The sequence below is a fragment of the Shewanella sp. A22 genome, from assembly GCF_053850585.1.
Genome location: NZ_JBSQBN010000030.1, coordinates 1 through 12,346, shown reverse-complemented (window position 1 = coordinate 12,346; position 12,346 = coordinate 1). Strand labels below are relative to the sequence as shown.

The 12,346-nt window shown below is 40.3% G+C and carries 15 protein-coding genes; 6 read left to right on the top strand and 9 right to left on the bottom strand.

Translation table 11 applies throughout. The annotated features are described in order from the left end of the window. Nucleotides 1-9 precede the first annotated feature (9 nt). A complete protein-coding gene (locus ACWXWT_RS07680) occupies nucleotides 10-462 on the bottom strand; it encodes a GNAT family N-acetyltransferase (protein ID WP_456041020.1) in 453 nt (150 codons plus the stop codon). 167 nt (nucleotides 463-629) lie between these two features. Between ACWXWT_RS07680 and ACWXWT_RS07675 the strand changes: the two genes are divergently transcribed. Then, on the top strand, nucleotides 630-1,202 hold the full coding sequence (locus ACWXWT_RS07675; protein WP_456041019.1) for a DsrE family protein: 573 nt from the start codon (nucleotides 630-632) through the stop codon (nucleotides 1,200-1,202). A gap of 170 nt (nucleotides 1,203-1,372) precedes the next feature. Here the strand turns inward: ACWXWT_RS07675 and ACWXWT_RS07670 are convergent, their stop codons facing one another. The 3 genes from ACWXWT_RS07670 to ACWXWT_RS07660 form a co-directional block, all read right to left on the bottom strand. Next, complete coding sequence (locus ACWXWT_RS07670) at nucleotides 1,373-2,125, bottom strand: substrate-binding periplasmic protein (RefSeq protein WP_456041018.1); 753 nt, start codon at nucleotides 2,123-2,125, stop codon at nucleotides 1,373-1,375. Between the two features lie 51 nt (nucleotides 2,126-2,176). After that, nucleotides 2,177-2,821, bottom strand: coding sequence for a DUF2913 family protein (locus ACWXWT_RS07665; protein ID WP_456041017.1), 645 nt, complete (start codon nucleotides 2,819-2,821; stop codon nucleotides 2,177-2,179). Nucleotides 2,822-2,968: 147 nt separating this feature from the next. After that, a complete protein-coding gene (locus tag ACWXWT_RS07660; protein WP_456041049.1) occupies nucleotides 2,969-3,505 on the bottom strand; it encodes a DUF4136 domain-containing protein in 537 nt (178 codons plus the stop codon). A 223-nt stretch (nucleotides 3,506-3,728) separates the two neighbouring features. Between ACWXWT_RS07660 and ACWXWT_RS07655 the strand changes: the two genes are divergently transcribed. Continuing rightward, nucleotides 3,729-4,043, top strand: coding sequence for a DUF1289 domain-containing protein (locus tag ACWXWT_RS07655; protein ID WP_456041048.1), 315 nt, complete (start codon nucleotides 3,729-3,731; stop codon nucleotides 4,041-4,043). Nucleotides 4,044-4,064: 21 nt separating this feature from the next. Here the strand turns inward: ACWXWT_RS07655 and ACWXWT_RS07650 are convergent, their stop codons facing one another. Further along, nucleotides 4,065-4,652, bottom strand: coding sequence for a TetR/AcrR family transcriptional regulator (locus ACWXWT_RS07650; protein ID WP_456041016.1), 588 nt, complete (start codon nucleotides 4,650-4,652; stop codon nucleotides 4,065-4,067). 146 nt (nucleotides 4,653-4,798) lie between these two features. Beyond that, nucleotides 4,799-6,220 (bottom strand): coniferyl aldehyde dehydrogenase, encoded by a 1,422-nt coding sequence (locus tag ACWXWT_RS07645; protein WP_456041015.1) that lies wholly within the window; start codon nucleotides 6,218-6,220, stop codon nucleotides 4,799-4,801. 239 nt (nucleotides 6,221-6,459) lie between these two features. Between ACWXWT_RS07645 and ACWXWT_RS07640 the strand changes: the two genes are divergently transcribed. After that, entirely contained in the window at nucleotides 6,460-6,891 is a 432-nt protein-coding gene (locus ACWXWT_RS07640) for a universal stress protein (RefSeq protein WP_456041014.1), read from the top strand. Nucleotides 6,892-6,910: 19 nt separating this feature from the next. Here the strand turns inward: ACWXWT_RS07640 and ACWXWT_RS07635 are convergent, their stop codons facing one another. Genes ACWXWT_RS07635 through ACWXWT_RS07625 form a run of 3 tightly spaced genes read right to left on the bottom strand, consistent with a single transcriptional unit; the run spans nucleotide 6,911 to nucleotide 9,825 of the window. After that, on the bottom strand, nucleotides 6,911-7,465 hold the full coding sequence (locus ACWXWT_RS07635; protein WP_456041013.1) for a DUF924 family protein: 555 nt from the start codon (nucleotides 7,463-7,465) through the stop codon (nucleotides 6,911-6,913). A gap of 4 nt (nucleotides 7,466-7,469) precedes the next feature. After that, complete coding sequence (locus ACWXWT_RS07630) at nucleotides 7,470-9,122, bottom strand: PH domain-containing protein (RefSeq protein WP_456041012.1); 1,653 nt, start codon at nucleotides 9,120-9,122, stop codon at nucleotides 7,470-7,472. After that, entirely contained in the window at nucleotides 9,115-9,825 is a 711-nt protein-coding gene (locus tag ACWXWT_RS07625; RefSeq protein ID WP_456041011.1) for a PH domain-containing protein, read from the bottom strand. Before ACWXWT_RS07625 ends, ACWXWT_RS07630 begins: the two co-directional genes overlap by 8 nt. 210 nt (nucleotides 9,826-10,035) lie before the next feature. On the opposite strand from ACWXWT_RS07625, the gene ACWXWT_RS07620 reads away from it, so the two are divergent. The 3 genes from ACWXWT_RS07620 (at nucleotide 10,036) to ACWXWT_RS07610 (ending at nucleotide 12,114) form a co-directional block, all read left to right on the top strand. Next, nucleotides 10,036-10,362 carry a winged helix-turn-helix domain-containing protein gene (locus tag ACWXWT_RS07620; RefSeq protein WP_456041010.1) on the top strand — a complete coding sequence of 109 codons (327 nt, stop codon included), beginning with the start codon at nucleotides 10,036-10,038 and terminating at the stop codon, nucleotides 10,360-10,362. Between the two features lie 32 nt (nucleotides 10,363-10,394). Continuing rightward, nucleotides 10,395-11,363 (top strand): magnesium transporter CorA family protein, encoded by a 969-nt coding sequence (locus ACWXWT_RS07615; RefSeq protein ID WP_456041009.1) that lies wholly within the window; start codon nucleotides 10,395-10,397, stop codon nucleotides 11,361-11,363. A 163-nt stretch (nucleotides 11,364-11,526) separates the two neighbouring features. After that, nucleotides 11,527-12,114 (top strand): alpha-ketoglutarate-dependent dioxygenase AlkB family protein, encoded by a 588-nt coding sequence (locus ACWXWT_RS07610; protein WP_456041047.1) that lies wholly within the window; start codon nucleotides 11,527-11,529, stop codon nucleotides 12,112-12,114. Nucleotides 12,115-12,346: the final 232 nt, after the last annotated feature.

The following is a 12,346-nucleotide window of genomic DNA, read 5'->3' as shown; positions in this document are numbered from 1 at the left end:
ATACAGACCTTATGATAATGACAAATATAAATAACAAGCACCAACAGGGTAACTGCTGAGTGATGCTGTCAACTTGGTAGAAGTTGATTCTGGTTTAAAACCTTGCTGCTGCCAATATGTTTGTGCGCCTTGTACTGCGACAAGCCCAATACCGTTAGCCATCGATGTTTTGGCTTGATTAATGATATAAGCACATAATTGCTTACCAACGCCCATGCCTTGCGCTCTTGGCGAAATGGCCATGTCGTGTAAATACCAGCTGCCAGTGGTGTTATGCTTGGTTATCTCGGTATCTAATGATGGCACATCGCCACGTGGCCAAGGATGCACTAATGCATAAGCTAGCACCGTATTGTTTTGCTCAAACACTAAGCAAGTTGTCGGTGATGCTTGCCATTTACTTTGCATGACACTAAGAGATTCTGGTGTTAACTCAACATAACATTGGGCTTGTATTGCCATTATGGCAGGCCAGTCAGATGGGCAAATGGGGCGTATTGGCATATTGATTAATTTTCGCTTATTTTAGGCTCAATTATACTCAGATACGGCGAAAAATCTAAGCGTAAATCTGTGCTAAAGTAGCAAAAAGTATCAACATAAAAATGATAATAAGGAATATGATAATAATGAGAATTGACTTCTCTTTAGTTGCCAAAAGTGCAGCTTGTTCAGCGATGTTTGCCATGATGGCTTGTGTATCTTTTATGGCAAATGCGGGTGTTGAAGCATTTAAACCTGGGCCTGTGATTAAAAATTATGGCAAAGTGGCTGAAGTAAATAGTAGCTTAGTTATACCGGCAGGTATGAAGTTTAAAGTCGCTTTTGATTTAGGTAACGCATCTAAACCGGCAGAGTTAAACCGCAATATTAATACATTAGCGCGCTTTATTAATATGCATGTGGCCGCAGGAGTTAAGCTTGAAGATATTTCACTCGCCATGGTCGTGCATGGTAAAGCCGCGAATGATATGACTAAGGATAGTTTCTATCAGCTGCTTAATGCAGGGCAGAGAAATGCTAATACTGACCTAATAGCCCAGTTAGTTAAACAAGGGGTTAAATTTTATGTGTGTGGCCAAACTGCTGCTTACTATAATATTACTCAAGACGATCTATTGCCCGGCGTTGATATGGCGTTATCGGCTTTAACAGCACATGCAGTATTGGCGAATGAAGGTTACAGTGTGAATCCGTTTTAATGTGGCGGGGGTTAATAAATCACCTCTTCTCATGATAAAGCGCTTATTAAACAACCTTTTTCTCGCTAGCAGTGTGGCATAACGTCGCTAATCATAGGCGAATGTGTCGAGCTCATAAAAATAACAAGTAATAGGCTGAGTTTGTTATTTTGCCTTACTTATCCGACCGTTTAATCCGAGTTGATGTTAAATACATCTTGTTTAATGTACTTATCTATAATTCGTTGAGTGGTGCCATTTTGTTGAAGCTCTGCAATTGCAGCGTTAATGTTAGGGAGTAATGATAGATGTTCTTTTCGAAGGCGCATCACTAAATAGCCTTTAGAATGAACTGCCGCTAGCGCAATTGGACTGTTAAGCTTTCTGGCCCAATACAGTGCGGTTAAATCACCAGATATTGCACATTCAACACGACTTTTGTGTAGTGCTTTAATGAGTTCTCGTTCTGAAACAAAGTCTACTCGGGTAAACTCTTTATCATCGCGATACAAATATCCTCGCACTGTACCTATTTTTTTACCTTTTATCTTTTCGAGGTTCTGCCAGTCTTGGGCTTTTGAGTTTAAGGTGATGATATTTTCTTGGATCGCCATGATAGGGTCTGATTGGACAAAAAGCGGACCTAAATCTTCATTTGAAAACCAGCTAGGGCTCACTAAGTCGAAATCTAATAAGCCGTTGTCTAGCGCATAGTTAGTTCTTTTGGGAGGGTAATTGTGTTTTTCGATGCCAATATCGGCTTTAGCAAGCAATAACGGCACCAGTTCACCTAAAATGCCAGGGTTATTTGACGAGTGTGGGACGTAATAAGGAACCCAATTACTTGAGGCGTTAACGTTGTATTTTAGAACTGTGTTAGCTTGAGCGACTGAACCACAATAAAACACCACAAAACAGACTATTGCGTTCAAGCATTTGTTCATGGTGATTCCTTGTTTCTAGTCTGCTATTGATTTAATACCAATAACAACCGATTAATATAGATCAAGACAAAGCAAACACAAACTTGGATGCTTATTTTGAGGCATTAGTAGGTAAGTTTTGTGATGTTTGATTAACGATGTTTTCTTGTTACCTTGGCTAAGTAATAAACCTTGTTTTAAAGCCAAACGGGCCAGTAATTTTTCATCCCCACGAACATACATTGAAATTGGCTTGATTATCTTGTCTTCGACAAGATGTTGATTAAATTCTTTTGCTGAAATGATCAAACTGGGCTTTCCGTCACTGTCTAGCTTTAATTTAGCATCAATGTCGGTATCGGTGATCACCACCCATTCCTGTGAAGTGAGATCGGCTAATAGGTTTTTTAGTCCTGCTCCAGAGGCGATAACGCTATTGTTCGCTTGCTGATATTGATCGGCAATGCAAGTGAGTAGTTGTGTGAGTTGTGCTGCAGCACCTTGGCTTCGAGCTTGACGGATCCAGGCGGTTAAATCGTCTGCGACTAGCTTAGAGAATCGTTTTGTTTTTAATGACTCAACCATCCAATTACATAAAAAATGGCTTTCCTGGGCAGGTGTTCTGACCGCTTTGTGCTGTGATGCAGAGGTGTTAATGGCATCAAGTCCGGCAAGCGCTAGCGTGAGTACAGCATGATTATATGTATCGGTCGTCATTTCAACTGGGTCAATAAAGTAGTGTGGCGGCTAGTCTAACGTGTAGAAGGTAATTGCTAAACAGATATTTGTGTCTATTGGGCCAATCATGCGCAAATTGTCAATGTGAAAACATTGCCGTTAAATAGCGGCTTATAACGGTTAACGTTACTTGAGGGGAGGAAACTGCGCCAAGATAGCGCTCACCAGCTTGTTAATGTCTTTTGCTTTATCCTCACCACCTTGATCAAAGTGATACTGACCATTACCACGCCAAATCAAACGTTTGTCGCTGGGGTCGATAATATCAATTTGAATCGTTTGAGATTTAGCGGTGTCACTGCCTAGCGGAATACCGATACTTGTGCCAATGCTCACTCCGCCACCTGAGCCCCAAGAGCCAGAACCTAGGCCAATCGATAATCCGGAATCGTTTTCTTTGTGTTGCGTGCTAAAAGCATAATTGACGAGAAAGTCAGGATTATTTGTTTCAAATACATAACCTTGTTTAAGTAAAGCTTGCTTTATATTGTGATTAATTCGGTCTGCGGTTAATGGATCATCAGTGTGTTTTGCACTGAGTTGATTGAATGTTTTGAGCACCGAAAAGTCGTAATTTACATCATAATCTTGCTTGGTTTTTGTCGCACAAGAGCTTAACAGAAGCAGGCCGCACAGCAGGAAAATTGGTTTACGCCAAACTATCATACGCAGAAACCATTGATTAGAACGCGTTAATGTTGTCATTAAATCCTCCCATTAACTTGCAATAATGTACAAAATTAGCTCAATTAGTATAACCTTAATCATAAGGTTGGCTGAGAATGTCTTTGGATGTGTCAGCCAAAATGTAAAAAACACTATATCGTATATGTTAATTATAAGTGTTAATTTCCAAATTAATAAGTTGGAGTCACATTTACTAATGATGGAACAGTTAAGTTTTTTTGCGGTGCCCAGTCCCTGTGTTGGCATTTGCCAGTCGGACAGTCGTGGCTATTGTGCGGGGTGTCTGCGCAGTCGTGATGAACGATTTAACTGGATGAACTACAGCGAGTTACAAAAACAAGACGTAATACGCTTGTGTGTACAACGTAAAAAGCGCCGTCAGTATGCTATTCATAAAGCAAAACAATTGGAGTTACAAAGTCAACAAACGTCGCATACTCCTGAGTTAGATTTCGATAAAATTGCAGAATCAGAGAGTGATAACATTGACTTATCAGGTTTTAGTTTAGATTAATTACTTTTATATATGATTGGGTTAGGCTTTCATTGCTTGCCAAAATAGCCTGAAACTGGCTTGTCTGTGAATGCCATTATCACCTAAATGCGGATTGTCAGTAAAAAAGCGAATGGCAGCTAAGTATTGTCCATGACAATTTTCAAGCAATAAATCATTTGGGATGTCGGCAATAATCTGTTGTTGCTTGCCTTGATTAATCAAATCGACAACAAACCCTAAAATACTGTTCATTGCTTGTTTTCTTACGTCGGCATCAATGTCTGCGGACATTGAATATTGTAAGAAAAATAGCTGTTTTAAGGGTTGTGCAATGGCCCAGTCGATGGCTTTTTGCCATAGGGTATTAGCATCGCGTTCTATGTCACCACTAAAATGAGTGCTGTTGACCATGTTAGTCGCAAACTCTTGTTTAACAGATAGAAATAGCTGACTCATGATGTCTTTTTTTGTCGGGAAATGATGGAACAAAGTGCCAGTTGCCACCCCTGCCGTGTTTGCTATCGATGCCGTTGATGTCGCGTTAAAGCCTTTAGTGACAAAGAGTTGTAATGCTGAGTCTAAAATAGCTTGTTTTTTATCTGTAGTGATAATGGATGTGCTGCTCATTGAGTCAAAATGCCTGTTTAGGTTGGGGCGGTTTATCTAGCGTTCATTTAGCAAATCAGATTAAATACTGACAGTTTTATTTCGAGATAGCGTCAGTAAGTATTACTGGTTAACGTAATACTTACCCTTGCGACAATGTGGCGTGGTTAGCGCAGGAAGAACTTCATTAGCAGTCGCTGGATCAAGCCACCATAAGGTGGATGGACAAAAATGCCTGTGTTAATTTTACCACTGTTTAATATGGTTTTTGCGTGGCTAAATGTTAAAAAACCTTCTTTGCCGTGGTAGTGTCCCATGCCTGATGGGCCAATACCTCCAAACGGTGCATCATCGGCAGCAACATGGAATACCGTGTCATTAATACACACACCGCCCGAATGCGTTTGCTGCAAAACGTCTTGTTGAGTTTTATCATCAAAGCTCATTAAGTAAAGAGCAAGAGGCCTATCACCTCGATTAACATAATTGATTGCTTCAGAAATATTTTGATAGCCAATAATCGGTAACAAAGGACCAAAAATTTCATCTTGCATTAGCAGCATATCATCAGTGGTTTGAGTGATCAGTTGGGTGGCTAATTTACGCGAGCTTGTTGCAATAGGGTCATCAGTTGCAGATACCACTTTGGCACCTTTACTCTTTGCATCTTCAAGTACTTTTATTAAGCGCTGGTGTTGTCTGTCATTGATAATATTGCCGTAATCTTCATTGCTGGCAAAGTTTGGGTACATTTTATTGAATCTAGCACGGTAGGCTGCAACAAACGCATCAACTTTATCGCTAGGGCATAGTATATAATCAGGTGCGACACAGATTTGACCTGCATTTAAGCATTTGCCAAAAATAAGCCGCTTAACAGCGGTGTCAATTGGCATATCTGGTGCAATAATCGCTGGTGATTTTCCGCCTAGCTCTAATGTCACAGGTGTCAGGTTGTTTGCTGCTGCACGCATCACATGGCGGCCAACCACCGTTGAACCTGTAAATAAAATATGGTCAAACGGCAACGATGAAAACGCTGCGGCAACTTCAGCTTCACCTTCAATTAACTCCACTTCTGACGATTCAAAAATCGTCGCCAACATCTTACGTAAGACTGCATTGGTTGCCGGAGTGAACTCTGACATTTTTAGCATGGCGCCATTGCCTGCTGCAATGGCTGTGGCTAATGGACCCATTGATAACATGATAGGGAAATTCCACGGCACAATAATACCGATTACACCCAAGGGTTGATATTGCACTAACACTTTAGAAGGGGAAAGTAATAGCCCTGCATGGCGGTGGCTTGGTTTCATCCACGACTTTAGGTGTTTGATGGTGTAATTAATGTTATTGATGCAAGGTAGAATATCGGAGATAACGGTGTCGTTTGATGAGCGATGACCATAATCAGTATTTAATGCTTCAATAATGGCTTGTTGCTGATCAAGCAATGCGTGCTTCAATTGAGTTAATTTGGCTACACGCGAGTGATAACTTGGAGCTGGCTGAGCTAAATAACGGCTGCGTTGGGCATCCAGTAATTGAGTTAGCGGGGTAACGGTTTGATCAACGGCCATGTTCATTATTCTTCTCCGGTAAGAAAATGTATATCATTCAGTTTTAATAGTTAAAGCCGACTGATTAGTCGGTCTGATATTATGTTGTATTTTGATCCAAAGCAAGTTTCTGGCTTTGTTTTGATTTCGATCACTAATTGTGTCATGAAGACTGACTACACTTAACCTTGAAAGAGGGTTAACCGCGACGTGGGTACCATGATATAACAATATGTAACGTTCACGTCTTTTTGGAGGATAACAACATGCGTACACGTAATATTTTATGGCCTACTGACTTTTCTGATACTGCGTCACATGCTTTAAGATATGCCATTGAAATGGCTAATCTATATCAAGTTGGCATTCGTATTTTACACGTTGTCGATCAGCCTTTTGGGGATGAGAATTATATGATCCTTGCCATGACACCAGAGGAATTGGCGAAAAGTATGGAAGATGCCGCCGCCAGTCGAATGCATGAATTATTAGGCATGTTAAATACCAACTTAAAGATTGAGACCATTATTCGACGTGGTGATGCCATTACTGAAATTTTGGCAGAAGCGAATAGTGGTGACATTGGCATGGTGGTTATTGCCAGTCATGGTAGAACTGGAATATCACATTTTTTGCATGATAATGTTGCCGAAGCGGTTGCTAATAAAGCTGAGTGCCCTGTGTTGGTGGTCAAATAGTTGTTGCTTGGGGGGCTGGCTAAAAGCTTGACCCCGGTTGGTTTAAAAATGCCACTTCAGCAGCCGTTGACTCGCGTTTTAAGAGTGCATTTCGGTGAGGGTAACGGTTAAATTGCGCAATAATAGCTTGATGTTGGCGTTCGCTCTGTAGATTATTCGGTGCATATTGTGCAAATAATGGTAAAGCTTGCTGGTGGATTTTTATCGATTCACTGTGCATATAAGGCATTATTAAAAAACCAGCTTGTTGTGCCGACAACTGTGATAAACACCCTAGTGCCACAGCTTCTTGGGCTAACGCTAATGCGATATTGTCTGCAGAGAATGCGGCAGGGGTATCGCGATAAATGTTACGTGAAAATTGGTCTAGTACGATAATTTCTGCTAATCGACCTTGAGTGTCTTTACGCCAGTGTTGTAACTCACCCTTGATAGCCGCCTGTAAAGTGGTGCCAAATGTGTTTTTTATCTGTAAATCTAAATCGGTATCTTTTATCCACCATTGTTTGGGGGATATTTGAACAAACCAAAAATCAATAACATCGTTGGCGGTGATCTTTTTTGTGAGTTCCATGATACTAAATCCAATTGGTGTTATCTTGGGTTGTTGCATTGAGAGACCGTGAAATAATGAGTTCTGCTACTGATATCGGTATATATGGAAATACTAGGGATCCGCTAGCTAATCCTATTTCAATATAGGCCAGTTTAGATCGCTTTTGGTTGCGAGTTTGGGTTATTTTAACGTGTTGAACTTTTTCAAATGCAATCCGTTTCCATTGTTGACCGAAAAAACCAGTGTGTTGCCAAATGACTTGGTCACTTATTACATAGCCCCATTGTTTGTAACGAATGTAAGTTGCAAGCACCAACATAGTAGTGAAAAACCAAATAAACTCAAAAAAACCAATACTTTGATTGTCATAATAACCTATGGTTGTGAGTAGGGTGACCGCAAGCAGTGGCCAAATAATTCGTTTGATTAACCAGTTGATATGAATAGGCGTATACCTTTTAGGCAATGCGGTGGCGCCGCCACATAGTTGGGGGATTTTGGCTAAAAGTGATTCAACTTCATCGGACTTTACACTCGGTATTAGCATGTGCTGTTTCGTTTTTTGTTCGACTTCATGTCCTTTTACCTGCTTGAAATATAAGGTCCAACGATTAAATAATCTGGCCATAACAGGTTGTTGAACATGGATTAATTGAATACGTTTTATGGATAATCCATCTTGTTGATGTGAAATTACCCCACCGCTTCGTTGTAAAGAATCATCATGTTTATCGAGCTGATATGGATGATATTTTAATATTGCCGCAAGAATAGAAATTAACGAAAACAGACTGTAAATCACAAATAAGGCCACGATGACCATGATGGTCTGCAAGCCTATATTCTGATGAGTTTGTTGCTGGAACCATAACCAAAACTGTTGTGCGAGTGGGGAGCTGAACATTTTATCCCAGTCAATTTGTCCTGCTATGGGGCCTGCGATGACGGCAAACCAGATAAAATTATTTTGATAGAAACCAAATAAGATTAAATCACTTAATCTTTTACGCACTATTGGTTGAGTATTATTAATGTTTGCTTGTGTATTGTCCTGCTGCTCGTCTGCTGAAGTTGTCTCTGCATGGCTTAAATTTAATAGTAAACGTTTTAATGTTTGGGCCTGTTGTGTATCTAAGGCGGCTAAATGAGCTTCGTCTTTTTTAGACCCCGCAGTTTCAATAATGAGGGTTCCGAGCGACAGTGGTTTAAAGTAAAACGGTTGTTCATAGCGGATGTTTTGGATTCGACTGAGAGGAATTTCATCCTTTTTAGTAAATATTAAGCCGCGCTTGACTTCCAGCTGATGGTGATTAAGACGAAAACGAAATTTACGCCATTCAATTATCGCGAAAAGTGTCACCAGTATAAGTAAAACACTCGACGCTAAAATGCCCCATTGCATATCAAAGCCTTGCTGCCAGCCCGTATAAACGATTGGTACGATAGCGAAACCATTACTAAACACATTTTTTAAGGTGCTAAAAATATAACTGACGATGGACCAGGCTGATAGTGCTTGCCACTGTTGTAAATGACTCGTCGCAGTATTGATATCTGGCTGGGCGTCAACACTATCGGTTGTATCAGTAATATGCTTATCTATTGCTAGATTAACACGAATATCTGCAGTATTGCTTGGCTGGTTATGGCCTGATGTTGCCGATGGCTTATCCATTGAGATTATCCTGTTGTTGAGGATGCTGAATAGACTGGGAGGCTATCTCAATATTAGTTGACGTAGGTTTGCGAGTATTGTCACGTAATGGGTGATTTGCTGCGGCTTGGGTCAACAAATGTTGACGTATATGTTCAGCTAAATCGGCGTTAAGCCCTGGTAGATCTATTTCAGCTAATCCACTGCCTGCGCTAAAACATTTTAGGGTCACTATATTGTATTTACGCTCGATAGGCCCTTGAGATAAATTAACATGTTGTAGCCGAGTGTATGGCAGTGCCGTAGTTGCTACCCAAAATAAACCTTTACGGAGTACCATTTCATGATTAAACAATCCGTAAGCAATTTTGGAGGCTTTAAGGTGGATAAGCTTAATCATTAGCGCTGCCAATACACAGGCTGATAACAAGCCGACTGTTGCTATCGCTAATGGCAGCGGTTCAGCGATGAATAAAAATGCAGTTAAGATTGTTATAATAACTACGGCCACGGTGCTACTTATTATCAGTACTAGTTTAGGGTAATTAGGATCAATATTACTCAGTGGTAAGTCGGCAAGCTGAATATATTCATCTTGAGATAAACGTGGACCGTGGTTGTATGTATGGGGCAATGTTTCTTTTGTCGAATCATCACTGATCGTTGTTGGCTCATTAAATTGCGGTTGTGCAACTGGGCTCTTTAAATGCGGCGGCGTATCCATGTCTATTCGTTTCCTATAGGTTATATAGTGTAAAAACTATACCAGATTGTCTCTACTTAGGTAGTCAGGGTTATTGATAATGCTCTTATTACCCTAAATTTGCGATTAATTAAGCCACTATGGCTTCACTCAAGCAATAGTGCTTGCGTGATTGGCTACAGATACAGTAATTTCAAGTCAATGATGTTAACAAAATAGGATGTGTGAAGAATGTTTTTCAATAATGGCGTGATTAATAAGTCACAAAAAGCATTTTTACGAAAGTTGTATTTAGCGCACCTACTGGATGAAGAACAGCACAATTTATTGAGCTTACAAAAATTGACGCTTATGCCCAGAAGAACGTTGCAAGATGCCATTGCTGCATTTGTTGATATCGGTATTGAAGTGGATTTTGTGCAACAAGGTAAACGCCATAATGACGGTTATTACCGTATTTCAACTTGGGGTCCAATCAGTAGCGCGTGGGTGAATAGCCATTTTAAGCAAATTAAACAGCATCTTGAGGTCGTTGATGAATCTCTAGTCGCTCGTTAAGTGCATCTTATTCATTACTTAAAGGGTCATTCATGACAATTCAGATACTGTTATTCAATGGACAAGGTCAATTGTTGTCTCAAGGCGATGATAGTCTTATGGCCGAATATGATCCGCAACAGCATTTGATATGGGTAGATATCACAGGCCAACATAGCCAACAATTTTTTAAACAGTACCCTTACTTTGGTATTGATCACCTGGATTTTGAAGAAGCACTGCGGGAACGCCATCCTCCCCAGTTTGAAGAATTTAGTAGCCACTCGTATTTGTTAACCCACGAACTAATAGACCGTGAAGAGTACCTTCTGCTTGAACGCAGCCAGTTATTGCTACATGTCAATGAGCGTTTTTTAGTGACTCAGCACTTAAAGCCCTCTATTAGTGTGAATAAAGTTATCCAACGGATCTGTTCTCAAGGTTATCTCGATAGTGTTGAAATGAGCCGAGTGAGCTTTGAGTTGATGCGCCAAATTGTGATTGATTATTTGGCGGTGATGTTGGCATTGGAAGAGCGTTTAAGTGAAATTGAAGATGAAATTTTTGAGGTGTCTTCTGATGATTTGTTAGCAGAGTTAATTGCTTATAGTAGTAAGTTGCAAAAAGCAAAGCGTTCATTTAGTTATCACGAAGAAATATTGCAACAGTTGCTTCGGGATGACAGTCACTTGCATATTAAGATGGACTATGAACAATTGAGTTATTTGTATAATCAGTTTGAGCGATTATCGAGCCGAGCCAGTCTTTACCAAGGCTTAGTCGATAGCTTAATTAATGGCTATATATCCGTTAGTGCCCATAAAACCAATCGAGTGATGATGACGCTCACCATGGTGACCGCGATTTTTTTACCGTTAACATTAGTTGCTGGTATTTATGGGATGAACTTTGACAATATGCCGGAACTGAAATGGCAGTTTGGTTATTTTGCGGTGTTGTTGCTGATGGCTATTATTGTGGTATCGGGTTTATGGATTGCTAAAATAAAGCACTGGTTTTAAGCCACTAGGTTGTCAATAATCGGTTTGAAGATTTTAACTCGGTTGTTCTCTTCGTATTAAAGGAGGCGTTTTGCTGGTATTTCAACATGGGTTTGATTTCGAAGAGGTCGATATAACGCCATCGTCACATGTTCAAGTGTCCGACCCTGTTTCCGCCAACCATATGGAAGCTCATACATTACACCCGCCAGTAACACTTATTAGAGGTTTTTTATCAGCCAAACAGCAACAACTTTTACTGGCTGAAGTTGAAGGTTATCCTTTAGAACGGGTTGCAATTGAAGTATATGGTAAGACGCATCTTATTCCCCGCACTCAAGCCTGGTTTGGTGATGCCGGATGCGATTACCGCTTTTCTAAAGTGCAAATTTCACCTTTACCTTGGCCAAGGCTATTGAGACGATTACGAGATAAATTACGTGTTGATTACCACTTCGATAGTAATGCGGTGTTAGTTAATTATTATGCCGATGGGCATGATTGCATGGGCTGGCACAGTGATGATGAACCTGAAATTGTCAGTGGTTCCGCGATTGCTTCTGTCACCTTAGGCGCTACACGAGATTTTGTGGTGCGCCATAAATATCAGCATACCAAAGTCAATTTTGCTTTAGGCTGCGGTGATTTACTGATTATGCATGCTGGGATGCAACAAACTTGGCAACATGCGTTGCCTAAACGGCTAAAAGTGACAGAACCTAGAGTGAACTTTACGTTTAGACATATTGTTCCTGGTTTTTATTATCGTTAGTGTTAATGCTCGAAAAATTAATAAGTAAGCTAGGGCCTGTAGATCTTTCAAGGTTGGTTTTGCAGCGAATTGTTGGTCATTTGTACAAAGAAGAGACTCTGTGGTGTAGTTATACCAATCCCATTAAATATCTGGTCAGTTCAGAGTCTCTCAGGTTTTTCAATTCAAGGCACATTGATGTAGAAATGGTTGTTGCCTTTTAAATCGATGTAACACAGAAGTGGAATACCTG